The 22,792-nt window shown below is 40.8% G+C and carries 34 protein-coding genes; all 34 read right to left on the bottom strand.

From position 1 onward, the window contains the following. Positions 1 to 25 precede the first annotated feature (25 nt). Positions 26 to 970, bottom strand: a complete 945-nt coding sequence (locus HNR53_RS20565) for a DNA-directed RNA polymerase subunit alpha (protein WP_184529653.1) — start codon at positions 968 to 970, stop codon at positions 26 to 28. Between the two features lie 165 nt (positions 971 to 1,135). Then, positions 1,136 to 1,525, bottom strand: a complete 390-nt coding sequence (rpsK, locus tag HNR53_RS20560) for a 30S ribosomal protein S11 (protein WP_184529619.1) — start codon at positions 1,523 to 1,525, stop codon at positions 1,136 to 1,138. 21 nt (positions 1,526 to 1,546) lie between these two features. Continuing rightward, on the bottom strand, positions 1,547 to 1,912 hold the full coding sequence (gene rpsM / locus HNR53_RS20555; RefSeq protein WP_184529617.1) for a 30S ribosomal protein S13: 366 nt from the start codon (positions 1,910 to 1,912) through the stop codon (positions 1,547 to 1,549). A gap of 23 nt (positions 1,913 to 1,935) precedes the next feature. Next, positions 1,936 to 2,049 (bottom strand): 50S ribosomal protein L36, encoded by a 114-nt coding sequence (gene rpmJ, locus HNR53_RS20550; RefSeq protein ID WP_000868344.1) that lies wholly within the window; start codon positions 2,047 to 2,049, stop codon positions 1,936 to 1,938. Positions 2,050 to 2,086: 37 nt separating this feature from the next. Next, positions 2,087 to 2,305, bottom strand: a complete 219-nt coding sequence (gene infA / locus HNR53_RS20545) for a translation initiation factor IF-1 (protein WP_184529615.1) — start codon at positions 2,303 to 2,305, stop codon at positions 2,087 to 2,089. A 254-nt stretch (positions 2,306 to 2,559) separates the two neighbouring features. Then, positions 2,560 to 3,210 (bottom strand): adenylate kinase, encoded by a 651-nt coding sequence (locus HNR53_RS20540; RefSeq protein ID WP_184529613.1) that lies wholly within the window; start codon positions 3,208 to 3,210, stop codon positions 2,560 to 2,562. A 62-nt stretch (positions 3,211 to 3,272) separates the two neighbouring features. Continuing rightward, a complete protein-coding gene (secY, locus tag HNR53_RS20535) occupies positions 3,273 to 4,568 on the bottom strand; it encodes a preprotein translocase subunit SecY (RefSeq protein ID WP_184529611.1) in 1,296 nt (431 codons plus the stop codon). Next, positions 4,568 to 5,008: a 50S ribosomal protein L15 gene (rplO, locus tag HNR53_RS20530; RefSeq protein WP_184529609.1), complete on the bottom strand. Its 441-nt coding sequence runs from the start codon at positions 5,006 to 5,008 to the stop codon at positions 4,568 to 4,570. Before rplO ends, secY begins: the two co-directional genes overlap by 1 nt. Positions 5,009 to 5,038: 30 nt before the next feature. Beyond that, positions 5,039 to 5,221, bottom strand: coding sequence for a 50S ribosomal protein L30 (rpmD, locus tag HNR53_RS20525; RefSeq protein WP_184529607.1), 183 nt, complete (start codon positions 5,219 to 5,221; stop codon positions 5,039 to 5,041). A 13-nt stretch (positions 5,222 to 5,234) separates the two neighbouring features. Further along, the gene (rpsE, locus tag HNR53_RS20520) at positions 5,235 to 5,735 is read right to left on the bottom strand and encodes a 30S ribosomal protein S5 (protein ID WP_184529605.1); all 501 of its coding nucleotides are present in this window, start codon (positions 5,733 to 5,735) and stop codon (positions 5,235 to 5,237) included. A 24-nt stretch (positions 5,736 to 5,759) separates the two neighbouring features. Next, the gene (gene rplR / locus HNR53_RS20515; protein WP_184529602.1) at positions 5,760 to 6,122 is read right to left on the bottom strand and encodes a 50S ribosomal protein L18; all 363 of its coding nucleotides are present in this window, start codon (positions 6,120 to 6,122) and stop codon (positions 5,760 to 5,762) included. Positions 6,123 to 6,154: 32 nt separating this feature from the next. Then, positions 6,155 to 6,691, bottom strand: coding sequence for a 50S ribosomal protein L6 (gene rplF, locus HNR53_RS20510; RefSeq protein ID WP_184529600.1), 537 nt, complete (start codon positions 6,689 to 6,691; stop codon positions 6,155 to 6,157). Positions 6,692 to 6,722: 31 nt separating this feature from the next. Next, entirely contained in the window at positions 6,723 to 7,121 is a 399-nt protein-coding gene (gene rpsH / locus HNR53_RS20505; RefSeq protein ID WP_184529598.1) for a 30S ribosomal protein S8, read from the bottom strand. Between the two features lie 30 nt (positions 7,122 to 7,151). Next, a complete protein-coding gene (rpsN, locus tag HNR53_RS20500) occupies positions 7,152 to 7,337 on the bottom strand; it encodes a 30S ribosomal protein S14 (protein ID WP_184529596.1) in 186 nt (61 codons plus the stop codon). A gap of 25 nt (positions 7,338 to 7,362) precedes the next feature. Continuing rightward, on the bottom strand, positions 7,363 to 7,902 hold the full coding sequence (gene rplE / locus HNR53_RS20495; RefSeq protein WP_184529594.1) for a 50S ribosomal protein L5: 540 nt from the start codon (positions 7,900 to 7,902) through the stop codon (positions 7,363 to 7,365). 26 nt (positions 7,903 to 7,928) lie between these two features. Continuing rightward, entirely contained in the window at positions 7,929 to 8,240 is a 312-nt protein-coding gene (gene rplX, locus HNR53_RS20490) for a 50S ribosomal protein L24 (protein WP_184529592.1), read from the bottom strand. A 36-nt stretch (positions 8,241 to 8,276) separates the two neighbouring features. After that, a complete protein-coding gene (gene rplN, locus HNR53_RS20485; RefSeq protein WP_184529590.1) occupies positions 8,277 to 8,645 on the bottom strand; it encodes a 50S ribosomal protein L14 in 369 nt (122 codons plus the stop codon). A gap of 40 nt (positions 8,646 to 8,685) precedes the next feature. After that, positions 8,686 to 8,949 (bottom strand): 30S ribosomal protein S17, encoded by a 264-nt coding sequence (rpsQ, locus tag HNR53_RS20480; protein ID WP_184529588.1) that lies wholly within the window; start codon positions 8,947 to 8,949, stop codon positions 8,686 to 8,688. Positions 8,950 to 8,968: 19 nt separating this feature from the next. Continuing rightward, entirely contained in the window at positions 8,969 to 9,169 is a 201-nt protein-coding gene (rpmC, locus tag HNR53_RS20475; protein ID WP_184529586.1) for a 50S ribosomal protein L29, read from the bottom strand. Then, the gene (gene rplP / locus HNR53_RS20470; protein WP_184529583.1) at positions 9,159 to 9,593 is read right to left on the bottom strand and encodes a 50S ribosomal protein L16; all 435 of its coding nucleotides are present in this window, start codon (positions 9,591 to 9,593) and stop codon (positions 9,159 to 9,161) included. The genes rpmC and rplP overlap by 11 nt, the downstream gene beginning before the upstream one ends. A 2-nt stretch (positions 9,594 to 9,595) precedes the next feature. Then, the gene (gene rpsC / locus HNR53_RS20465) at positions 9,596 to 10,252 is read right to left on the bottom strand and encodes a 30S ribosomal protein S3 (RefSeq protein WP_184529582.1); all 657 of its coding nucleotides are present in this window, start codon (positions 10,250 to 10,252) and stop codon (positions 9,596 to 9,598) included. A 3-nt stretch (positions 10,253 to 10,255) separates the two neighbouring features. Then, complete coding sequence (rplV, locus tag HNR53_RS20460) at positions 10,256 to 10,597, bottom strand: 50S ribosomal protein L22 (protein ID WP_184529580.1); 342 nt, start codon at positions 10,595 to 10,597, stop codon at positions 10,256 to 10,258. 18 nt (positions 10,598 to 10,615) lie between these two features. Further along, on the bottom strand, positions 10,616 to 10,894 hold the full coding sequence (rpsS, locus tag HNR53_RS20455; RefSeq protein WP_184529578.1) for a 30S ribosomal protein S19: 279 nt from the start codon (positions 10,892 to 10,894) through the stop codon (positions 10,616 to 10,618). Between the two features lie 60 nt (positions 10,895 to 10,954). Then, entirely contained in the window at positions 10,955 to 11,785 is an 831-nt protein-coding gene (gene rplB / locus HNR53_RS20450; protein WP_184529576.1) for a 50S ribosomal protein L2, read from the bottom strand. A gap of 34 nt (positions 11,786 to 11,819) precedes the next feature. After that, complete coding sequence (rplW, locus tag HNR53_RS20445) at positions 11,820 to 12,104, bottom strand: 50S ribosomal protein L23 (protein WP_184529651.1); 285 nt, start codon at positions 12,102 to 12,104, stop codon at positions 11,820 to 11,822. Next, entirely contained in the window at positions 12,101 to 12,724 is a 624-nt protein-coding gene (gene rplD / locus HNR53_RS20440) for a 50S ribosomal protein L4 (protein WP_184529574.1), read from the bottom strand. The genes rplW and rplD overlap by 4 nt, the downstream gene beginning before the upstream one ends. A 25-nt stretch (positions 12,725 to 12,749) precedes the next feature. Further along, complete coding sequence (gene rplC / locus HNR53_RS20435; protein ID WP_184529572.1) at positions 12,750 to 13,379, bottom strand: 50S ribosomal protein L3; 630 nt, start codon at positions 13,377 to 13,379, stop codon at positions 12,750 to 12,752. Positions 13,380 to 13,424: 45 nt separating this feature from the next. After that, complete coding sequence (gene rpsJ / locus HNR53_RS20430) at positions 13,425 to 13,733, bottom strand: 30S ribosomal protein S10 (RefSeq protein WP_009336571.1); 309 nt, start codon at positions 13,731 to 13,733, stop codon at positions 13,425 to 13,427. Between the two features lie 445 nt (positions 13,734 to 14,178). After that, positions 14,179 to 15,366, bottom strand: coding sequence for an elongation factor Tu (tuf, locus tag HNR53_RS20425; RefSeq protein WP_184529570.1), 1,188 nt, complete (start codon positions 15,364 to 15,366; stop codon positions 14,179 to 14,181). Positions 15,367 to 15,495: 129 nt separating this feature from the next. Continuing rightward, complete coding sequence (fusA, locus tag HNR53_RS20420; RefSeq protein WP_184529568.1) at positions 15,496 to 17,574, bottom strand: elongation factor G; 2,079 nt, start codon at positions 17,572 to 17,574, stop codon at positions 15,496 to 15,498. A gap of 62 nt (positions 17,575 to 17,636) precedes the next feature. Then, positions 17,637 to 18,107, bottom strand: coding sequence for a 30S ribosomal protein S7 (gene rpsG / locus HNR53_RS20415; protein ID WP_184529566.1), 471 nt, complete (start codon positions 18,105 to 18,107; stop codon positions 17,637 to 17,639). 41 nt (positions 18,108 to 18,148) lie between these two features. Further along, positions 18,149 to 18,571, bottom strand: a complete 423-nt coding sequence (rpsL, locus tag HNR53_RS20410) for a 30S ribosomal protein S12 (protein ID WP_184529564.1) — start codon at positions 18,569 to 18,571, stop codon at positions 18,149 to 18,151. 103 nt (positions 18,572 to 18,674) lie between these two features. Further along, entirely contained in the window at positions 18,675 to 18,923 is a 249-nt protein-coding gene (locus HNR53_RS20405; RefSeq protein WP_184529562.1) for a ribosomal L7Ae/L30e/S12e/Gadd45 family protein, read from the bottom strand. Positions 18,924 to 19,156: 233 nt separating this feature from the next. Further along, the gene (gene rpoC, locus HNR53_RS20400; protein ID WP_184529560.1) at positions 19,157 to 22,753 is read right to left on the bottom strand and encodes a DNA-directed RNA polymerase subunit beta'; all 3,597 of its coding nucleotides are present in this window, start codon (positions 22,751 to 22,753) and stop codon (positions 19,157 to 19,159) included. Positions 22,754 to 22,792 lie beyond the last annotated feature (39 nt).

Genomic DNA, 22,792 nt, shown 5'->3' with positions numbered 1-22,792 from the left:
ATTAGTGTTAACGTCCACTAACTTATCAGTCATCCTTGCGTAAACCCAACCCAAGTTCCTCTAGTTTGTGTTTTACTTCTTCAAGAGATTTCCGACCTAAATTACGTACCTTCATCATATCTTCTTCCGTTTTATTAGCAAGCTCTTGAACGGTATTAATACCAGCACGTTTTAGACAGTTATAAGAACGAACAGAAAGATCGAGCTCTTCAATTGTCATTTCAAGAACTTTTTCTTTTTGGTCTTCTTCTTTTTCAACCATAATCTCAGCATTTTGTGCTTCGTCAGTTAACCCAACAAAGATATTCAAATGCTCAGTTAAAATCTTCGCTCCAAGAGCAATAGCATCTTGTGGACCTGTACTGCCATCTGTCCAAACATCCAATGTTAACTTATCAAAGTTAGTCATTTGGCCGACACGGGTATTTTCAACCTGATAAGAGACACGTGAAATTGGTGTGAAGATAGAGTCAATTGGAATAACACCGATTGGCTGGTCTTCCCGTTTGTTTAGATCTGCTCGTGTATAACCTCTACCACGCTTAGCAGTTAACCGCATCCGTAAATGACCATTTGAACCTAGTGTTGCGATGTGAAGATCTGGGTTTAAGATCTCGATATCACTATCGTGAGTAATATCTGCAGCCTTCACAGCCCCTTCGCCTTGTACATCAATTTCCAGAGTCTTTTCTTCATCAGAGTATATTTTAAGTGCCAGTTTTTTAATGTTTAAGATGATTGATGTAACATCTTCAACTACGCCTTCAATTGTTGAGAATTCGTGAAGAACTCCATCAATTTGAATCGATGTGACAGCAGCACCAGGAAGTGAGGATAATAAAATACGACGTAAGGAGTTACCTAAAGTTGTACCATATCCACGCTCAAGTGGTTCCACGACGAACTTTCCGTACTTGGCATCATCGTTGATCTCAACCGTTTCGATTTTTGGCTTTTCTATTTCGATCATCAAAATATACCCTCCTTCAAAACGTCGAAACCCCGGCTAGCATTCTAACCGAAATTCCCCAGTATACATTCCCACTTGTTTACAACAACTGGAATTTATTTCTGCATGAAAAAACTTGTAACATAACCCATTATAGACAAGCTTACAAAATCTATACAGAAAAAATTATACGCGGCGACGTTTTGGCGGGCGGCAGCCATTATGCGGTACTGGAGTTACGTCTCTGATTGCTGTAACTTCCAAACCAGCTGCTTGAAGTGCACGAATAGCTGCTTCACGACCGGCACCAGGTCCTTTAACAGTTACTTCTAAAGTTTTCATACCATGTTCCATAGAAGCTTTAGCTGCTGTTTCAGCTGCCATTTGCGCAGCATATGGAGTTGATTTACGAGAACCTTTAAAACCTAGCGCACCTGCACTTGACCATGAAAGAGCATTTCCATGTACATCAGTGATAGTTACGATTGTGTTATTAAAAGTAGAACGAATATGTGCTACACCTGATTCTATATTCTTTTTCACACGACGTTTACGTGTATTTGTTTTACGAGCCATTTATAGTACCTCCTTTACCGATTATTTCTTCTTGTTCGCAACAGTCTTACGAGGACCTTTGCGTGTACGAGCATTGTTTTTCGTATTTTGTCCGCGAACCGGTAAACCACGACGGTGACGTAAACCGCGGTAGCAGCCGATTTCCATTAAGCGTTTAATGTTAAGGGATACTTCACGACGAAGGTCACCTTCAACTTTTAACTTGTCAATGATGTCACGAATTTTATTTAATTCCTCTTCTGTAAGATCTCGAACACGAGTGTCTTCAGAAACACCTGCTTCAGCTAAAACTTTTTGAGCAGTATTTTTACCAATTCCATAAATGTAAGTTAATGAGATAACAATACGTTTTTCACGTGGAATATCTACACCAGCAATACGTGCCATGTATTATGCGCACCTCCTTTTTATTAACCTTGTTTTTGTTTATGTTTAGGGTTTTCACAGATAACCATAACTTTTCCGCGTCTGCGGATAACTTTACACTTTTCGCAGATCGGTTTGACTGATGGTCTAACTTTCATTATCCTAACCTCCTTAATAGTACGGAGTGCAATGAGATTATTTATAACGGTAAGTGATTCTTCCGCGAGTTAAGTCATATGGTGAAAGTTCAACAGTTACTTTGTCACCTGGTAAAATACGAATAAAGTGCATTCTGATTTTACCGGATACATGAGCCAAAACACTATGACCATTTTCCAGCTCTACCTTAAACATAGCGTTAGGCAATGTCTCAATAACTGTACCTTCTATCTCAATTACATCGTCTTTCGACATCGAACGTGCTCCCTTCTTTTAAACTGTTCATCGGGAATACCTTGAACGAGTCCTTCGTTCACTGAAGCACAGATGCTGTCACGAAACCCATTATAACCTCAAAAGAAAAGAAATGCATCTGTTTTGAACAAACTATTCCGCACTCGAAGTTGACTGTCTTTATCAGTGTTAATTTGGGCCTTTAATTTCTGCTTGTTGAAGGCTGTGAAAAGCCTTCTGCATGACTTCAAGCTCCCGTTGGGTTTAACAAAAAATTACTGCAAGCCCGCGAGTAACTCATCGAGATCAGCAAACACTTTATTGATATCTTGCTGGCCATTAAAATTACGCAAATATCCTTTTGTTTCATAGAAGTCTAACAATGGCTTTGTCTGCGCAATGTTCACTTGAAGACGATTTTCAACTGTTTCAGCATTATCATCAGCTCGTTGATACAGCTCACCGCCGCAGCGATCACATACTCCTTCCTTTGCAGGAGGATTAAAAACTAAGTGATAGGTTGAACCGCACGCTTTACAAATGCGTCTGCCAGTTAAGCGTTCCATTAAGATTTCTTGATCAACATCGATATTAATAACATAGTTAATCTTTCTATTTAATGAAGAAGTAATTTCTTCAAGAGCTTCAGCTTGAGCGACTGTTCTAGGAAATCCATCAAGCAAGTAACCTTTTTCACAGTCTTCTTTGCTTAAACGTTCGCGAACAATTCCGATTGTTACTTCATCAGGTACTAAAGCACCTTGATCCATAAAGGACTTAGCCTGTAAACCTAATTCTGTTCCCTCTTTAATTGCTGCACGGAACATGTCTCCTGTTGAGATATGAGGAATTCCATATTTATCAACAATCTTCTCAGCTTGTGTACCTTTTCCGGCACCAGGGAGCCCCATCAATACTAAATTCACAAGTATTCCCCCTCGGTCAAACTTGGTTTATAGGGAACTAAAGGGTCCCCAATAAAACCAGTTTATTTGATAAAACCTTTATAGTGACGTTTAACTAATTGCGCCTCTAATTGCTTCATTGTTTCTAAGGCTACCCCTATGACAATCAGTAAGCTCGTTCCGCCAATTTGTGCGGATTGCGGTAATCCGGCAAACTTCGTAAAGAAGATTGGCAGCACAGCAATTACTGTTAAGAAAATAGAACCAACTAAAGTTAAACGGTATAGTACTTTTGTTAAATATTCTTGTGTGTTTTTACCAGGACGGATTCCAGGGATATAACCGCCTTGCTTTTTCAGGTTATCTGCAATCTGTTCAGGATTCACTTGAATAAAAGCATAGAAATACGAAAAGGCAATAATCAATACAGCATACACAGCCATACCAATCGGATGTGTATAATCAAATATTTTTTGAATCCAAAGTGTTACATCGTTTTGTCCAAAAAAGGATGCAACCGTTCTTGGCGTAACAATGAAAGACACAGCAAAGATGACAGGAATAACCCCTGCAGCATTCACTTTTAACGGTAAATGTGTAGATTGTCCGCCAACCTGATTTCGGCCCGCCATTTGTCTTTTCGCATATTGAATAGGTATTTTTCTCAATGCCTGCAGAACAAAAATTGCACCGACAACAATCGCAATGATAACAAGGACAATGAGAATCAACGTAACAATACGAATGAATAAATCCTCGCCTACATCTTCAAACTGCTGTGCGTATACTTGATTGATTATGTTTGGAATACCAGCCACAATCCCTGCAAAGATAATGATGGAAATCCCGTTTCCAACACCTTTTGCTGTAATTTGTTCACCTAACCACATTAAAAATGCAGTTCCGGCTGTAAGTACAAGGGCTATTAATAGATACGTATCCACACCTGGATTTGTAATTAACAGTCCGCCTGCCATATTGTTAAAACCATAGGACATACCAAAAGCTTGGATAAATCCAAGGATGATTGTAAAATAACGTGTAAATTGAGCTAATTTACGACGTCCTACTTCTCCTTGCTTTGACCATTCAGTAAACTTAGGTACTACATCCATTTGCAACAGCTGGATAATAATCGAAGCTGTGATATACGGCATAATACCCATGGCAAGAATGGAGAAGTTTTTTAATGCGCCACCGCCAAATGTATTCAGAACTCCAAAAACACTCAGCTGATCCTGTGATGCCAGGAACTCTGCATTCACATTCGGTACAGGGATGAATGTACCGATGCGAAATACAATCAGCATCAATAGGGTAAATATAATCTTACGTCTGATATCACCCACGCGCATAAAATTGGAGATTGTCTGAAACATTAGATCACCTCTGCAGTACCGCCAGCAGCTTCGATAGCTTCTTTAGCAGCAGAAGAGAATTTATGAGCTTTTACAGTAAGCTTTTTCTCTACATTACCTTTTGCAAGAATCTTAATTCCTGATTTTTCGTTACTTACTACACCAGTTTCGATTAATAATTCTGGAGTTACTTCAGTACCATCTTCGAAACGATTTAGTGTATCAAGATTTACGATCGCGTATTCTTTATGGTTAATATTCGTAAAACCACGTTTTGGTAAACGACGGTATAAAGGTGTTTGACCACCCTCGAAGCCAAGACGTACTCCGCCGCCTGAACGAGCGTTTTGACCTTTATGACCTTTACCAGCAGTCTTACCATTTCCTGAACCAATACCGCGTCCTTTACGTTTACGGTCTTGACGAGAACCTTCTGCAGGTTTTAATTCATGTAGTTTCATATTGGCACCTCCTTATTGAAGAAGTTGAGATTAGATTTCTTTAACCGATACTAAGTGAGCAACTTTATTGATCATTCCGCGGATAGCAGGGTTATCTTGCTGCTCAACAGTTTGATTTAATTTACGTAGACCAAGAGCTTCTACCGTTTTACGTTGGTCTGGTTTGGAACCAATTACGCTGCGAGTGAGGGTAACTTGTAATTTATTAGCCATTTGATATCCCTCCTTATCCTAACAGTTCTTCTACTGATTTTCCGCGTAGTTTTGCAACGTCTTCAGCACGTTTTAATTGTGTTAGACCTTCAACTGTAGCACGAACCATGTTAATTGGTGTATTTGAACCTAATGACTTAGATAGGATATCACCAACGCCTGCTAATTCTAATACAGCACGAACTGGACCGCCAGCAATTACTCCGGTACCTTCAGATGCAGGTTTTAGAAGGATTTCACCAGCACCAAAATGTCCGATTATTTCGTGTGGAATAGTAGTACCAACCATTGGTACATCAATTAAGTTCTTCTTAGCATCTTCGATTGCTTTACGGATTGCATCTGGAACTTCCTGTGCTTTACCAGTACCGAAGCCAACGTGGCCGTTTTTATCGCCTACCACTACAAGAGCAGTGAAACGAAAGCGGCGTCCACCTTTAACAACCTTCGCTACGCGGTTTACCGTAACAACGCGTTCTTCTAATTCAAGCTTATTTGCATCTATGCGACTCATTTTTTTGTGTCCCTCCTTTTACTATTAGAATTCTAAACCGTTCTCGCGGGCAGCATCTGCCAACGCTTTAACGCGTCCATGATATAAATATCCTCCACGGTCGAAAACAACAGCTTTAACACCTTTTTCGACTGCACGTTTTGCTACAAGTTCTCCGACTTTAACTGCAGCATCAATATTGCTTGAAGACTCAACATTTACTTCTTTATCTAAAGTAGAAGCACTTGCAAGAGTTACTCCTTGAACATCATCGATTAATTGTGCATAAATGTGTTGGTTAGAACGATACACATTTAGACGAGGACGAGCAGCAGTTCCGCTAAGTTTAGAACGCACACGTGCGTGTCTTTTTTTACGAGTCTCATTTTTATCAGCCTTCGTAATCATTTAGGTCACTCCTTTCGTTTACCTATGCGGCATTACTTACCAGTTTTACCTTCTTTGCGGCGTACAAATTCACCTTCATAACGAATCCCTTTACCTTTATACGGTTCAGGCGGACGAACGTCACGAATATTTGCTGCCAAAGCACCAACTCGTTCTTTATTAATACCTTTTACAATAACTTTTGTATTAGCTGGTACATCGACTTCAATACCGTCTTCAGGTTCAATTTCAACAGGATGAGAGTAACCAACGTTTAAAATAAGTTTCTTGCCTTGTTTTTGAGCACGATAACCGACACCGATAAGCTCAAGAGACTTTTCAAATCCTTTGGATACACCTTCAACCATGTTTGAAAGAAGCGCGCGAGTAGTACCGTGCAATGCGCGGTGTTCTTTAATATCAGATGGACGAGAAATATTAATTACGTTCTCTTCGATATTGATTGTAATATCTTTATTGAAAGAACGAGTTAATTCACCTTTAGGTCCTTTTACAGTAACAGTGTTGTTGTTGTTAGTAACGGTAACACCAGTTGGAATTTCGATTGGTTTTTTACCTATACGAGACATTTATTGCACCTCCATTCATTAAGAAAATCTATTACCAAACGTATGCTAATACTTCTCCGCCGACTTTTTTAGCGCGGGCTTCTTTATCTGTAATAACGCCTTGAGAAGTAGATACTAATGCGATACCAAGTCCGTTTAATACACGTGGAACTTCATCAGCCTTTGCATATACGCGAAGACCTGGTTTACTGATTCTTTTAAGGCCTGTAATAACACGCTCGTTATTAGCGCCGTATTTAAGAAAAATACGGATGATACCTTGTTTATTATCTTCAATAAATTCAACGTCACGAACGAAACCTTCACGCTTAAGGATACCAGCGATCTCTTTCTTCATGTTAGAAGCAGGAACTTCTAATTTTTCGTGACGAACCATATTTGCATTACGAATACGAGTAAGCAAATCTGCAATTGGATCTGTCATGACCATTGTTTTTTACCTCCTTCCCAGATTAGGGTTTTACCAGCTAGCTTTTTTAACACCAGGAATTTGACCCTTATAAGCTAATTCACGGAAACAAATACGACAAAGTTTAAATTTGCGATATACAGAATGCGGACGTCCGCAACGCTCGCAGCGTGTATATTCTTGCACTTTAAACTTAGGCGCACGTTTTTGCTTAGCAATCATTGACTTTTTAGCCACGTTTTCGCCTCCCTCTATTTAGCGATTACTTTTGGAACGGCATTCCGAATTGAGTTAAAAGTTCACGAGCTTCTTCATCAGTATTAGCTGTAGTTACAATAACAATATCCATACCACGAACTTTGCTTACTTTATCGTAATCAATTTCAGGGAAGATTAATTGTTCTTTCACACCTAGTGTATAGTTACCGCGACCATCAAATGATTTCTTTGAAATTCCGCGGAAGTCACGTACACGTGGCAGTGATACAGATACTAATTTATCGAAGAATTCATACATACGCTCACCGCGTAGTGTAACTTTTGCACCGATAGGCATTCCTTCACGAAGACGGAAACCAGCGATAGATTTTTTCGCGCGAGTAATTAAAGGTTTTTGACCTGTAATTAAAGCTAGTTCTTCAACTGCAACATCAAGTGCTTTTGCGTTTTGAACAGCGTCACCAACACCCATGTTAATAACGATCTTTTCAATTTTTGGCACTTGCATGATTGATTTATAGTTAAACTTACTCATTAAAGCAGGAGTAATTTCGTTTACAAATTTTTCTTTTAGGCGGGTCATAATACGTACCTCCCTTCTACTTTTGACTATTTATCTAGAACTTCACCGGATTTTTTCGCTACGCGTACTTTCTTTCCGTCAACAACTTGGTATCCAACACGGGTTGGTTCACCTGTTTTAGGATCGATAGGCATAACGTTTGATACATGAATAGGTGCTTCCTGGCTGATGATTCCACCTTGTGGATTCGCTTGAGACGGCTTAGAATGTTTCTTTACAATGTTCACACCTTCTACGAGAACACGATCTTTCTTAGGGAAAGAAGCAAGAATAACACCTGATTTGCCTTTGTCTTTGCCGGAAATAACCATTACTTTATCACCTTTTTTTACATGCATCTGTTTGCACCTCCTTAAAGGCAATTAGTTTTTAAATTATAGTACTTCTGGAGCTAATGATACGATTTTCATGAAATTGTTGTCACGTAGTTCACGAGCAACAGGTCCAAAGATACGAGTTCCACGAGGACTCTTATCATCACGGATAATTACACATGCGTTTTCATCGAAACGAATGTAAGAACCGTCATTACGGCGCACGCCGAACTTTGTCCGAACAACTACTGCTTTGACGACATCGCCTTTTTTAACAACGCCCCCTGGTGTTGCTTGTTTCACTGTACAAACAATGATATCGCCGATATTGGCTGTTTTACGGCCAGAACCACCAAGAACTTTAATAGTAAGTACTTCACGAGCACCTGAATTGTCAGCAACTTTTAAACGTGTTTCTTGTTGAATCATTTGTGTAACCTCCCTTCGGGATAAAGCTTATTCCGTCCTATTAAATAATAACTGCTTCTTCTACAATCTCTACAAGGCGGAAACGCTTTGTAGCTGATAATGGGCGAGTTTCCATGATGCGAACAACATCGCCAATTTTTGCTTGGTTTTGCTCGTCATGAGCTTTGAATTTTTTAGAGTATTTTACGCGTTTGCCATATAAAGGATGTTTTTTATGTGTTTCAACTACAACTGTAATGGTTTTATCCATTTTGTCAGAAACAACACGTCCAGTATACACTTTGCGCTGGTTACGTTCACTCATTTATGAACCTCCTCTCGGTTTATCTGTTTACGCCGATTTCTCTTTGACGAATCACGGTCTTCATGCGAGCAATCGCTTTGCGCACTTCACGAATACGAGCAGTGTTTTCAAGCTGCCCAGTCGCCAATTGAAAGCGTAGGTTGAAAAGCTCCTCTTTAAGAGATTTTACTTTTTGTTCTATTTCAGCAGTGGTAAGGTCACGAATTTCATTAGCTTTCATTTGATTCACCACCAATTTCTTCTCGTTTTACAAACTTAGATTTTACTGGAAGTTTGTGCATAGCAAGACGCAATGCTTCGCGAGCGATTTCTTCAGAAACGCCTGCAATTTCGAACATTACTGTTCCTGGTTTTACTACTGCAACCCATCCTTCTGGAGCACCTTTACCGGAACCCATCCGCACTTCTAGAGGCTTAGCAGTGTAAGGTTTGTGTGGGAAAATTTTAATCCAAACTTTACCGCCACGTTTCATATAACGTGTCATTGCGATACGAGCAGCTTCAATTTGACGGTTTGTAATCCAAGATGCTTCTTGTGATTGAAGTCCGAATTCACCGAAAGTTACTTCAGTACCACCTTTTGCTTTACCGCCCATATGTCCACGATGCTGACGGCGATACTTTACGCGTTTTGGCAATAACATAATTATTTGCCTCCTTCCTCAGTTTTCTTCTTTGTAGGAAGGACTTCTCCACGATAAATCCATACTTTAACGCCTAACTTACCATAAGTAGTGTCTGCTTCAGCTGTAGCATAGTCAATATCAGCACGAAGAGTATGAAGTGGAACTGTTCCTTCGCTATATGACTCAGAACGAGCAATATCAGCACCGCCTAAACGACCTGATACCATTGTTTTAATACCTTTGGCACCTGCGCGCATTGCACGTTGGATAACTTGCTTTTGAGCACGGCGGAAAGATACACGATTTTCTAATTGACGAGCGATATTTTCAGCAACTAATTTGGCATCGATATCTGCTTTTTTGATTTCAAGAATGTTAATGTGTACACGTTTGCCAGTAAGAGCGTTTAATGCTTTACGCAGCGCTTCTACTTCTGTACCACCTTTACCGATTACCATACCAGGCTTAGCTGTGTGTACAGTAATGTTTAGACGGTTAGCAGCACGTTCGATTTCAACCTTAGATACAGAAGCGTCTTTTAAACGTTTTGTAATGTACTCGCGTACTTTAAGGTCTTCGTGTAATAGATCAGCATAGTCTTTACCTGCGTACCATCTGGATTCCCAATCACGGATGACCCCGATACGCAAACCGACTGGATTTACTTTTTGACCCACTAATTATCCCTCCTTCTTCTCTGATAAAACGATAGTGATATGACTAGTACGTTTGTTTATTTGGCTAGCACGGCCTTGTGCACGCGGACGGAAACGTTTCAATGTTGGTCCTTCGTCAACAAATGCTTGCGCTACAACTAAATTATTTGCGTCCATTTCATAATTATGCTCTGCGTTTGCTAAAGCGGAATTTAATACTTTTTCTACGATTGGAGAAGCTGCTTTTGGAGTAAGTTTCAAAATAGCAACTGCTTCGCCAACTTGCTTTCCTCGAATTAAATCTACGACTAAACGAACTTTACGAGGAGCAATACGAACTGTTCTTGCAACAGCTTTTGCCTGCATTAGAATGCCCTCCTCTCATTAACGTCTTGTTTTCTTATCATCATTACCGTGGCCTTTGTAAGCGCGTGTTGGAGCAAATTCTCCAAGCTTATGACCGACCATATCTTCAGTAACATATACAGGAACATGTTTACGACCATCATAAACAGCGATTGTGTGTCCGATGAATTGCGGGAAGATCGTAGAACGGCGAGACCAAGTCTTTACTACTTGTTTGCCACTAGTTTCAGTTAACTTTTCGATCTTTGCCATTAAATGCCCATCAACAAAAGGTCCTTTTTTTAAGCTGCGACCCATAAGTGAACCTCCCTTCGCGATTGGTCTACGGCTCTGCATGTGAACCGTAGTTCAATCCCGTTATTTTTTACGTTTACGTACGATAAATTTATCAGATTTATTTTTCTTCTTACGTGTCTTAGCACCAAGAGTTGGCTTACCCCATGGAGACATAGGAGATTTACGTCCGATAGGAGCGCGGCCTTCCCCACCACCGTGTGGGTGATCGTTAGGGTTCATAACAGATCCACGTACAGTTGGGCGTTTGCCTAACCAGCGTGAACGACCTGCTTTACCAATATTGATAAGTTCGTGTTGTTCGTTACCAACTTGACCTACAGTAGCACGGCAAGTTGCTAAAATCATCCGAACTTCACCAGAGTTTAAACGGACAAGTACATATTTACCTTCTTTACCAAGCACTTGAGCACTTGTTCCGGCAGAACGTACTAATTGACCGCCTTTTCCTGGCTTTAATTCGATATTATGAATAACAGTACCGACTGGAATATTCGTTAAAGGTAGTGCATTACCAACTTTAATATCAGCATCCGCGCCAGAAAAAATCTCCATACCTACTTGTAGGTTTTTAGGAGCTAGGATATATCTTTTTTCACCGTCTACATAATTGATTAATGCGATATTAGCAGAACGGTTTGGATCATACTCAATTGTGGCAACGCGTCCTGGAATGCCGTCTTTATCGCGTTTGAAGTCGATAATACGGTATTGACGTTTATGACCGCCACCTTGATGACGAACAGTTAACTTACCTTGGTTGTTACGACCGCCTTTTCTATGCAATGGAGCAAGTAAAGACTTTTCAGGTTGATTTGTAGTGATTTCAGCGAAATCAGAAACCGTCATGCCGCGACGACCATTGGAGGTAGGTTTGTATTTTTTAATCGCCATTCTATTTCCCTCCTCTTCTTATAGTGACAATTTATTATTCAAAAATTTCAATCTCGTTGCTTTCAGCAGTTAGCTTAACAATTGCTTTACGGCGTTTGTTAGTGTATCCGCCAAATTTACCCATACGTTTGAATTTACCTTTGTAGTTCATGATGTTTACTTTTTCGACTTTGACACCGAAAATTTCTTCAACAGCATCTTTAACTTGAGTTTTATTTGCTCGAGTATCAACTTCAAAAGTATACTTTTTGTCAGCCATGATATCAGTAGAACGTTCGGTGATGACGGGGCGCTTAATTACATCGCGTGCATCCATTATGCAAGCACCTCCTCTACTTTTTCCACTGCAGCTTTTGTAAGAATCAATTTATCGTGGTTTAAAACATCTAACACGTTGATTCCGTCTGCAGTTAATACTGTAACACCAGGAATATTGCGTGCAGATAACGCTACGTTTTCATCAAGATCTGCTGTAACAATAAGTGCCTTGGAATTCACAGAAAGTGCGTTTAACACACCTTTGAATTCTTTTGTTTTTGGTGCTTCAAAAGCAAGGCTTTCCAACACTAAAATGTTTTCTTCTAATACTTTAGAAGATAATGCAGATTTAATTGCCAAACGGCGTACCTTCTTAGGTAATTTATAGCTATAACTGCGAGGTACAGGACCAAATACAGTACCACCGCCGCGCCATTGTGGTGATCTGATAGAACCTTGACGTGCACGTCCAGTTCCTTTTTGACGCCATGGTTTACGTCCACCACCAGCTACTTCGGAACGAATTTTTGTTTTATGTGTCCCTTGACGAAGGGAAGCTCTTTGCATAACAACTGCTTCAAACAAGACATGGTTGTTAGGCTCGATACCAAAAACTGCGTCATTAAGTTCGATTTCACTTACTTTTGCACCGTTTTGGTTATATAATGCAACTTTCGTCATTCTAATTTCCTCCTTTCTGCCTTAATTATTTTGCTTTAATCGCACTTTTGATTTTTAATAATGCCTTTTTAGCTCCAGGTACATTTCCTTTAATTAATAAAAGGTTACGTTCGGCATCAACCTTAACCACTTCTAGATTTTGAACAGTTACTTGTTCTCCACCCATGCGGCCTGGTAATAATTTACCTTTAAATACACGGTTAGGAGCTACAGGTCCCATTGAACCAGGGCGGCGGTGATAACGAGAACCGTGAGCCATAGGTCCGCGGGATTGTCCGTGGCGTTTAATAGAGCCTTGGAATCCTTTACCTTTTGAGATACCTGTTACATCAATTACATCGCCTTCTGCGAAAATATCTACTTTGACTTCTTGACCAACTTCATATGCTGCTAAGTCAACTCCGCGGAATTCGCGAACGAAGCGCTTAGGAGCAGTATTTGCTTTTGTTGCATGGCCTTTTTCAGGTTTGTTTGCTAATTTTTCACGTTTATCTTCGAAACCGATTTGAATTGCTTCGTAACCGTCTGTTTCTGAAGATTTCTTTTGAAGAACAACGTTATTAACAGCTTCAACAACAGTAACCGGGATAAGGTCACCATTCTCAGCAAAAACTTGAGTCATACCGATCTTTCTTCCTAAGATTCCTTTGGTCATTTCAGTCACACCTCCTGTTATTTGTCTTATTTTCATCTATTTAGATTAGAGTTTAATTTCAATATCTACACCAGATGGTAAATCCAAACGCATTAATGAATCAACAGTTTGTGGAGTTGGATTTACGATATCAATTAAACGTTTGTGAGTACGCATCTCGAATTGTTCACGAGAATCTTTGTACTTGTGGACCGCACGTAAAATCGTATAAATTGATTTCTCCGTTGGCAACGGAATCGGACCAGATACTGCAGCACCTGAACGTTTTGCAGTTTCAACAATCTTTTCAGCTGATTGATCAAGAATTCTGTGATCATATGCCTTTAAACGGATACGAATTTTTTGTTTTGCCATTATTTTCCCTCCTTTTCGCCTACATTATTATAGACATTCTCCGCAGAAATTTCCCCAACACACTCGCCATGGCAAAGCGGCCGGGTGTGTCAGCAACCTCCTGCATCATCGCAGTCAAAGACCAACATTGTCTATTATACCTAAAACATAAAGTAAATGCAACTATAAATTGTTTTATTCTTTATGTCTTGAACACTTTTACTATTATAATGTCTGGCACATGATTTTTCAAGTTTTTCTTTTAAAGCTCCAGTCTTTGTTAAAAATAGAAGATATACATTTGATTTATTTACTATGCAATTCGATAAATTATTCTTTGCATATTTTAATTAATAATACTGTACACCCTGTTTCTTCTATATATACATTTAACTCCGAAAGGCTGATTCTCGTTAAGATAAAAAAAAGCAGCTGGGTCGTCACCCAACTGCCCTTTATCTATTAATTACTCAGTGATTGTAGCAACTGATCCAGCGCCTACTGTACGTCCGCCTTCACGAATTGAGAACTTAGTTCCTTCTTCGATTGCGATTGGAGCGATTAGTTCTACAGTCATTTCGATGTTGTCGCCAGGCATAACCATTTCAACGCCTTCTGGAAGTTGAATGATACCAGTTACGTCAGTTGTACGGAAGTAGAACTGAGGGCGGTAGTTTGAGAAGAAAGGAGTATGACGTCCACCTTCTTCTTTTGAAAGAACATATACCTGAGCTTTAAATTTAGTGTGTGGTTTGATTGTACCTGGTTTAGCAAGTACTTGTCCACGTTGGATTTCTTCACGAGCAACCCCACGAAGAAGCGCACCGATGTTGTCACCAGCTTCAGCATAATCAAGAAGCTTGCGGAACATTTCAACTCCTGTTACAGTTGTTTGTTTTGGCTCTTCAGTGAAACCAGTGATGTCTACAACGTCACCAACTTTAACTTGTCCGCGCTCTACACGACCTGTAGCAACAGTACCACGACCAGTGATTGAGAATACATCCTCAACAGGCATCATAAATGGTTTGTCTGTGTCACGAGTTGGAGTTGGGATATATTCGTCAACAGCAGCCATTAATTCAATAATTTTTTCTTCCCATTCTGCTTCACCTTCAAGTGCTTTAAGAGCAGAACCTTTAACTACAGGAATATCATCACCAGGGAAGTCATATTCTGATAATAAATCACGTACTTCCATTTCAACTAATTCAAGTAATTCTTCGTCATCAACCATGTCACATTTGTTCATGAATACAACAAGGTAAGGAACACCTACTTGACGAGAAAGAAGAATGTGTTCACGAGTTTGAGGCATTGGACCATCAGCAGCAGATACTACAAGGATACCGCCGTCCATTTGTGCAGCACCAGTGATCATGTTTTTAACATAGTCAGCGTGTCCTGGGCAGTCAACGTGTGCATAGTGACGATTTGCAGTTTCATATTCAACGTGTGAAGTATTGATTGTGATTCCGCGTTCTTTTTCTTCTGGAGCGTTATCGATTTGGTCATATCCGCGAGCTTCACCGCCGCCTGCTTTTGCAAGAACAGTTGTGATAGCAGCTGTTAAAGTTGTTTTACCATGGTCAACGTGACCAATTGTACCGATATTAACGTGTGGCTTTGAACGATCAAATTTAGCTTTTGCCATTAGGAAAATCCTCCTTTAATTTTAAAAAGATTCTTAAGTATATAATGGTGCTGCGGTAGAAGGCGGACCTTTACCACAGCTGTCAAAACTTACATAAGTAGTTATACTTTATACATCAGGTGAAATCAATTATTCACCTTTATTTTTTTTGATAATTTCTTCAGAGATTGATTTTGGTACTTCTTCGTAGTGGTCAAAGTGCATGGAGAATACTCCGCGTCCTTGAGTGCTTGAACGAAGTGCAGTAGCATAACCAAACATTTCAGAAAGTGGAACCATCGCTTTAACTGTTTGCGCATTTCCACGAGCTTCCATACCTTCAACACGACCGCGGCGTGCAGTAACTTGACCCATGATATCACCAAGATATTCATCAGGAATTACTACTTCCACTCTCATAACCGGCTCAAGGATTACTGGCTTACATTTTGAAGCAGCATTTTTCAATGCAAGTGATGCTGCAATTTTAAACGCCATTTCACTTGAGTCAACGTCATGGTATGAACCATCGAAAAGTCTAGCTTTGACATCAACTAATGGATATCCTGCTAGTACCCCTCTTTGAAGAGCGTCTTCAAGACCGGCTTGAACAGCTGGAATATACTCACGAGGTACAACCCCACCGACGATTCCATTTTCAAATTCAAAGCCTTTTCCTTCTTCATTTGGAGAGAATTCAATCCAAACATGTCCATATTGTCCGCGTCCGCCAGATTGGCGGGCAAACTTACCTTCAACCTGTGCAGATTGTCGGAATGTTTCACGGTATGAAACTTGCGGTGCACCAACATTTGCTTCGACCTTGAACTCACGGCGCATACGGTCAACGATGATATCCAAGTGAAGCTCACCCATACCAGCGATGATTACTTGTCCAGTCTCCTGATCAGTATGTGCTCTGAATGTAGGGTCTTCCTCTTGAAGCTTTTGTAAAGCAGTTGTCATTTTATCTTGGTCAGCCTTTGATTTCGGTTCAACAGAAAGCTGGATAACTGGTTCAGGGAATTCCATGGATTCTAAGATAACAAGGTTCTTGTCATCGCAAAGTGTATCCCCAGTTGTTGTATCCTTTAGACCTACTGCTGCAGCGATATCTCCCGCATGTACCTCAGAAATTTCCGCACGGTGGTTGGCGTGCATTTGCAGGATACGACCTACGCGTTCACGCTTGCCCTTTGTAGAGTTTTGTACATATGATCCGGATTGAAGTGTACCAGAGTACACACGGAAGAATGTTAATTTACCTACATAAGGGTCTGTCATAACTTTAAATGCAAGAGCAGAGAATGGCTCTTCATCACTTGAATGACGTTCTACTTCTTCATCAGAATCCGGAAGGGTACCTTTGATCGCAGGAACATCAAGTGGTGATGGAAGATAGTCAACGACTGCATCCAACATTAATTGAACACCTTTATTTTTGAAAGCTGATCCACAGATAACTGGATAGAAATCAACGTTAACAGTACCTTTACGAATCGCTGCTTTCAGCTCTTCTATAGTGATTTCTTCACCGCCAAGATACTTTTCCATTAAGTTTTCATCAATTTCAGCTACTGCTTCAATTAACTTCTCACGGTATTCTTCAGCTTGAGCTTTATATTCTTCTGGAATTTCAACAACTTCCATGTCAGTACCTAAGTCGTTTGTGTACATTGTTGCTTTCATTTCCACAAGGTCGATGATACCTGTAAATTGATCTTCAGCACCGATAGGCAGTTGAATTGCATGAGCATTCGCTTGCAGACGATCATGAAGGGTTCCTAAAGAGTAAATAAAGTCCGCGCCTAGTTTATCCATTTTGTTAACAAATACAACACGTGGAACACCGTAAGTAGTTGCTTGACGCCAAACTGTTTCGGTTTGTGGTTCTACACCGGATTGTGCGTCCAATACAGCAACTGCTCCATCAAGGACGCGAAGGGAACGTTCAACTTCAACTGTGAAGTCTACGTGTCCCGGTGTGTCGATGATGTTAACGCGGTGACCATTCCATTGTGCTGTCGTTGCAGCAGAAGTAATAGTGATTCCGCGCTCTTGTTCTTGTTCCATCCAGTCCATCTGAGATGCACCTTCATGTGTTTCACCGATTTTATGAATTTTACCAGTGTAATAAAGGACACGCTCAGTTGTAGTCGTTTTACCGGCATCAATGTGTGCCATGATGCCGATGTTACGAGTATTTGCTAAGGAGAACTCTCTTGCCATTTGTTTTTCTCCTTCCTACTTTTAGGATTATTTTTATAGTATATACGATTAATTTGTAGATTTTACCAACGGTAGTGAGCGAACGCTTTGTTTGCTTCTGCCATTTTATGTGTATCTTCACGTTTCTTCACAGATGCACCAGTGTTATTAGCTGCATCCATAATTTCGTTAGCTAAACGCTCTTCCATTGTTTTTTCTCCGCGAAGACGCGCATAGTTTACTAACCAGCGAAGTCCAAGTGTAGTACGGCGGTCAGGACGCACCTCTACTGGTACTTGGTAGTTTGCACCACCCACACGGCGTGCTCTTACTTCAAGAACAGGCATGATGTTTTTAAGTGCTTGGTCGAATACTTCCATTGGTTCTTTGCCAGTGCGCTCACGAATTGTATCGAACGCTGAATATAGAATAGCTTGAGATTTTCCTCTTTTGCCGTCAACCATCATTTTGTTGATCAGGCGGCTAACAAGCTTTGAATTGTAAATCGGATCTGGTAACACGTCTCTTTTTGCTACTGAACCTTTACGTGGCATATTTCTTCCTCCTTTCAAGAAAGCTGTATATTTGAATTATATTATTTCTTAGCTGCTTTTGGTCTCTTAGTTCCGTATTTAGAACGACCTTGCATACGGTTGTTAACACCAGCTGTATCTAATGCACCGCGAACAATGTGATAACGTACCCCTGGTAAGTCTTTTACACGACCGCCGCGGATAAGAACAACACTGTGCTCTTGAAGGTTGTGGCCGATACCAGGAATGTATGCTGTTACCTCGATTCCGTTTGTTAAACGAACACGGGCATATTTACGAAGTGCAGAGTTCGGTTTTTTCGGTGTCATTGTACCAACACGAGTACATACCCCGCGTTTTTGTGGTGAAGACACGTTAGTTTGTGCTTTTTTGAAGCTGTTATAACCTTTGTTAAGTGCTGGTGATTTTGATTTTTCAACAGCAGATTGACGTGGTTTACGCACTAATTGATTAATAGTAGGCATTATAAGTTCCTCCTTTCAAATTTTGTCAAGCCCACACATCCAGGTGGTTCATTTTAAAGCAAAAACAAAATTTCTGCAGACTACATCTACAAAAATAGTTTTGTTAATTAATTAACGCAACGACTGCTGCACCCACTTTTACTCCACATGTTTTCCCAAGTTTTTTCTTTGATTCAACATATGTCACAGAAACTCCAGCTTCTTTTGCCATAGCTACAATATTGGATGTCAACCTAGGATCTGCATCCTCTGCAACGAGCAATTCACTAATGTTTCCGGTTTTCAATGATTTAGCAGATTGCTTTGTTCCTACAATAATTCTTTTAGCCAGTAATACTTTTTCATAAGACATGACCATATCCTCCAAAGTATCCGGTTAATAGGAGCACCTTTGATATATTATCACTTTGCAAAAGTGATGTCAACAATAAATCGAATTTCATTTAACATGCAGTTTCCTTTTACATCTGTTCTACGTAGTGGTTGAGTTTGAGTTTAAGTTCATTCAACCCACTCTTGTTGCTGCACGGCCTGTGCAAAAACCGTATAATACGGCATTCTCACGCAGAGAATGCCGTATTATGATTATTCTACTGTTACTTCATCAGCAGCTTCTTCATTTGGAATCGGTTCTGCTCTGCGATAACGCGGCATTCCTGTTCCAGCTGGAATCAGCTTACCAATGATGACATTTTCCTTCAAGCCAAGCAGCTCATCGCGTTTCCCTTTAATGGCTGCATCTGTAAGGACTCTTGTTGTTTCCTGGAAGGAAGCAGCAGATAAGAAGGAATCTGTTTCAAGCGATGCTTTTGTAATACCCAGTAATACCGGACGGCCAGTAGCAGGCATTTTTCCGCTAAGCAATGCCTTTTCATTGGCATCCGTAAATTGGTGGATATCAAGCAGTGTTCCCGGCAGTACATCTGTTTCACCGGCGTCAATAACGCGGATTTTACGCAGCATTTGGCGAACCATTACTTCTACGTGCTTATCTCCGATTTCAACACCCTGCATCCGATATACCTTTTGTACCTCTTTAAGCAGATATTCCTGTACGGAAGTTACATCTTTAACCTTAATTAATTCTTTAGGGTCAATCGATCCTTCTGTCAGTTCCTCTCCGCGTTCCACTCTGTCATTAACTGCTACCCTTAATCTGGCAGTGTACGGAGCTGAATAAGTGCGTGTTTCTAATTCACCTTGTACAACGATTTCATGCTGGCGGTCACGACCTTCATTAATGCCAACGACTACCCCGTCAATCTCTGTAATAACAGCTTGACCTTTCGGGTTACGCGCTTCGAAGATTTCCTGAATACGCGGCAAACCTTGTGTAATATCGTCTCCGGCAACCCCACCGGTATGGAAAGTACGCATGGTTAACTGGGTACCTGGTTCACCGATGGATTGTGCGGCGATAATACCAACAGATTCCCCGACTTCAACCTCTTGCCCTGTAGCCAGGTTCCGTCCGTAGCATTTTTTACATACGCCATGACGGGTATTACATGTAAATGCAGAACGAATCCACACTTCCTCAATATTTGCTTCGGTAATTTCAATTGCTAAGTCTTCCGTAATTAACCCGTTTTCCGGTACGATGACTTCCTTCGTTTCCGGATGTCTGATTGCCTTTCTAGCATAACGGCCAATAAGACGTTCATCCAAAGCTTCAATGATTTCTGTACCGTCTTTTAATGCCGAAACTAATATTCCGCGATCTGTACCGCAATCATCATCACGAACGATAACATCCTGCGCAACATCAACAAGACGCCTTGTTAAGTAACCTGAGTCAGCAGTCTTCAGAGCTGTATCGGCAAGACCTTTCCGCGCTCCGTGAGTGGAGATAAAGTACTCTAATACTGTTAATCCTTCACGGAAACTAGAGATGATTGGCAACTCGATAATACGTCCGGCCGGGTTAGCCATCAATCCGCGCATACCGGCAAGCTGAGTGAAGTTTGATGCGTTACCACGTGCCCCTGAATCACTCATCATAAAGATCGGGTTCGTATTTTCTAAGGATTTCATCAGTTTAGACTGGATCGTATCCTTCGCGGCACTCCAAATCGAGATGACACGATCGTAGCGCTCTTCCTCTGTGATTAAACCGCGTCTAAACTGCTTTAATACATTTTCAACCTTTGTTTGTGCTTCATCAATAATTTCCTTTTTCTCGCCTAATACCACGATATCGGCAACCCCAACTGTAATACCTGCTTTTGTTGAGTATTTAAAGCCAAGATCCTTCATGCGGTCAAGCATTTTAGACGTTTCAGTAATTTTATAGCGTTTAAATACTTCAGCAATGATATTACCCAGAATCTTCTTCTTGAATGGATCCACAAGCGGCATTTGTTTAATAGCAGCTTTCACATCTGTCCCGCGTTCAACAAAATATTTAGCCGGTGTTTCAACTTCAAGATTATTCTTCGTAGGTTCATTGATATATGGGAATGATTTTGGCAAGATTTCATTAAAGACTAACTTACCAACTGTCGTAATTAACAGCTTTTGATTTTGTTCTTCCGTGAATGTCGGATTATTCAGTGAGCTGGCACGAACAGCAATACGAGTGTGTAAATGGGTGTAGCCATTTTGATAAGCAAGAAGGGCCTCATTCGTATCGTTGAAGATCATACCTTCCCCAACTGATCCTTCTCTTTCTAGAGTTAGATAATAGTTACCTAATACCATGTCCTGAGAAGGTGTAACAACCGGTTTACCATCCTTCGGATTCAAAATGTTCTGCGCTGCAAGCATTAAAAGACGTGCTTCAGCCTGAGCCTCTGCAGAAAGCGGTACGTGAACCGCCATTTGGTCACCATCAAAGTCGGCGTTATAAGCCGTACAAACGAGCGGGTGAAGACGGATGGCACGTCCCTCTACAAGAGTCGGTTCAAACGCTTGGATCCCTAGTCTATGCAGTGTCGGTGCACGGTTCAATAATACCGGGTGTTCTTTAATGACTTCTTCTAATACGTCCCAAATTTCAGGCTGTACGCGTTCAATTTTGCGTTTTGCTGATTTGATATTATGAGCCAGACCTTTTTCAACCAATTCTTTCATGACAAAAGGTTTGAAAAGCTCTAAGGCCATTTCTTTCGGCAGACCGCATTGATACATTTTTAAGTTTGGACCTACAACAATTACAGAACGGCCGGAATAGTCGACACGTTTTCCAAGAAGGTTTTGACGGAAACGTCCCTGCTTCCCTTTCAACATATGTGAAAGAGATTTTAGCGGTCTGTTACCAGGTCCTGTTACCGGACGTCCGCGGCGGCCGTTATCGATTAAGGCATCGACAGCTTCCTGCAGCATCCGTTTTTCATTTTGTACGATAATGCTAGGAGCACCTAGATCTAACAAACGCTTTAAACGATTGTTACGGTTGATTACACGGCGGTATAAATCGTTTAAGTCAGATGTAGCAAATCTCCCGCCATCAAGCTGAACCATCGGGCGCAGCTCCGGAGGAATAACCGGCAGTACATCAAGAATCATCCATGATGGCTCATTGCCTGAACCGCGGAATGCTTCAATGACTTCAAGACGTTTAATTGCTCTTGTACGGCGCTGTCCTTGTGCACTTTTAAGTTCTTCCTTCAGCATATCTGCTTCTTTGGTTAAATCGATATCCTGAAGCAGTTTTTTAATCGATTCCGCACCCATTGATGCTTGAAATTTATTGCCGTACTTTTCACGGTATGCACGGTATTCCTTTTCGGACAATAGTTGTTTCTTTTCAAGAGTGGTTTCACCTGAGTCTGTGACAACATAAGAAGCAAAATAAATAACTTCTTCTAATGCACGCGGTGACATATCAAGAACAAGCCCCATCCGGCTCGGAATTCCTTTGAAATACCATATATGGGAAACTGGAGCTGCTAATTCAATATGTCCCATGCGTTCACGCCGAACCTTGGCACGGGTAACTTCAACGCCGCATCGATCACATACGACGCCTTTATAGCGCACACGTTTGTACTTACCACAATGACATTCCCAGTCTTTTTGCGGTCCGAAAATACGTTCACAAAATAAGCCGTCTTTCTCCGGCTTTAACGTACGATAGTTTATTGTTTCTGGCTTTTTAACCTCACCATATGACCAAGAACGAATTTTATCTGGTGATGCAAGGCCGATTTTCATATACTCAAAATTATTTACATCAAGCAAGGGGCCTACCTCCCTTTTCATCTCCGGGTTTAACCTTGA

This window comes from Bacillus benzoevorans, assembly GCF_014207535.1.
Classification (GTDB): Bacteria; Bacillota; Bacilli; order Bacillales; family Cytobacillaceae; genus Bacillus_BD; species Bacillus_BD benzoevorans.
Note: the sequence above shows the minus strand (reverse complement) of the source record. Positions and strands in the feature narration are given on the sequence as shown.

What these genes read in the sequence shown, in the direction of transcription:
- HNR53_RS20565 (WP_184529653.1), bottom strand. Translation starts at nt 970, where the DNA reads ATGATCGAAATAGAAAAGCCAAAAATCGAAACGGTTGAGATCAACGAT.
- rpsK (WP_184529619.1), bottom strand. Translation starts at nt 1,525, where the DNA reads ATGGCTCGTAAAACAAATACACGTAAACGTCGTGTGAAAAAGAATATA.
- rpsM (WP_184529617.1), bottom strand. Translation starts at nt 1,912, where the DNA reads ATGGCACGTATTGCTGGTGTAGATATTCCACGTGAAAAACGTATTGTT.
- rpmJ (WP_000868344.1), bottom strand. Translation starts at nt 2,049, where the DNA reads ATGAAAGTTAGACCATCAGTCAAACCGATCTGCGAAAAGTGTAAAGTT.
- infA (WP_184529615.1), bottom strand. Translation starts at nt 2,305, where the DNA reads ATGTCGAAAGACGATGTAATTGAGATAGAAGGTACAGTTATTGAGACA.
- secY (WP_184529611.1), bottom strand. Translation starts at nt 4,568, where the DNA reads ATGTTTCAGACAATCTCCAATTTTATGCGCGTGGGTGATATCAGACGT.
- rplO (WP_184529609.1), bottom strand. Translation starts at nt 5,008, where the DNA reads ATGAAACTACATGAATTAAAACCTGCAGAAGGTTCTCGTCAAGACCGT.
- rpmD (WP_184529607.1), bottom strand. Translation starts at nt 5,221, where the DNA reads ATGGCTAATAAATTACAAGTTACCCTCACTCGCAGCGTAATTGGTTCC.
- rpsE (WP_184529605.1), bottom strand. Translation starts at nt 5,735, where the DNA reads ATGAGTCGCATAGATGCAAATAAGCTTGAATTAGAAGAACGCGTTGTT.
- rplR (WP_184529602.1), bottom strand. Translation starts at nt 6,122, where the DNA reads ATGATTACGAAGGCTGATAAAAATGAGACTCGTAAAAAAAGACACGCA.
- rplF (WP_184529600.1), bottom strand. Translation starts at nt 6,691, where the DNA reads ATGTCTCGTATAGGTAAAAAACCAATCGAAATTCCAACTGGTGTTACC.
- rpsH (WP_184529598.1), bottom strand. Translation starts at nt 7,121, where the DNA reads ATGGTCATGACAGATCCAATTGCAGATTTGCTTACTCGTATTCGTAAT.
- rplE (WP_184529594.1), bottom strand. Translation starts at nt 7,902, where the DNA reads ATGACCCGCCTAAAAGAAAAATTTGTAAACGAAATTACTCCTGCTTTA.
- rplX (WP_184529592.1), bottom strand. Translation starts at nt 8,240, where the DNA reads ATGCATGTAAAAAAAGGTGATAAAGTAATGGTTATTTCCGGCAAAGAC.
- rplN (WP_184529590.1), bottom strand. Translation starts at nt 8,645, where the DNA reads ATGATTCAACAAGAAACACGTTTAAAAGTTGCTGACAATTCAGGTGCT.
- rpsQ (WP_184529588.1), bottom strand. Translation starts at nt 8,949, where the DNA reads ATGAGTGAACGTAACCAGCGCAAAGTGTATACTGGACGTGTTGTTTCT.
- rpmC (WP_184529586.1), bottom strand. Translation starts at nt 9,169, where the DNA reads ATGAAAGCTAATGAAATTCGTGACCTTACCACTGCTGAAATAGAACAA.
- rplP (WP_184529583.1), bottom strand. Translation starts at nt 9,593, where the DNA reads ATGTTATTGCCAAAACGCGTAAAGTATCGCCGTCAGCATCGTGGACAT.
- rplV (WP_184529580.1), bottom strand. Translation starts at nt 10,597, where the DNA reads ATGCAGGCAAAAGCTGTTGCAAGAACAGTTCGTATTGCTCCTCGTAAA.
- rpsS (WP_184529578.1), bottom strand. Translation starts at nt 10,894, where the DNA reads ATGGGTCGCAGCTTAAAAAAAGGACCTTTTGTTGATGGGCATTTAATG.
- rplB (WP_184529576.1), bottom strand. Translation starts at nt 11,785, where the DNA reads ATGGCGATTAAAAAATACAAACCTACCTCCAATGGTCGTCGCGGCATG.
- rplD (WP_184529574.1), bottom strand. Translation starts at nt 12,724, where the DNA reads ATGACGAAAGTTGCATTATATAACCAAAACGGTGCAAAAGTAAGTGAA.
- rplC (WP_184529572.1), bottom strand. Translation starts at nt 13,379, where the DNA reads ATGACCAAAGGAATCTTAGGAAGAAAGATCGGTATGACTCAAGTTTTT.
- rpsJ (WP_009336571.1), bottom strand. Translation starts at nt 13,733, where the DNA reads ATGGCAAAACAAAAAATTCGTATCCGTTTAAAGGCATATGATCACAGA.
- tuf (WP_184529570.1), bottom strand. Translation starts at nt 15,366, where the DNA reads ATGGCAAAAGCTAAATTTGATCGTTCAAAGCCACACGTTAATATCGGT.
- fusA (WP_184529568.1), bottom strand. Translation starts at nt 17,574, where the DNA reads ATGGCAAGAGAGTTCTCCTTAGCAAATACTCGTAACATCGGCATCATG.
- rpsG (WP_184529566.1), bottom strand. Translation starts at nt 18,107, where the DNA reads ATGCCACGTAAAGGTTCAGTAGCAAAAAGAGACGTGTTACCAGATCCG.
- rpsL (WP_184529564.1), bottom strand. Translation starts at nt 18,571, where the DNA reads ATGCCTACTATTAATCAATTAGTGCGTAAACCACGTCAATCTGCTGTT.
- HNR53_RS20405 (WP_184529562.1), bottom strand. Translation starts at nt 18,923, where the DNA reads ATGTCTTATGAAAAAGTATTACTGGCTAAAAGAATTATTGTAGGAACA.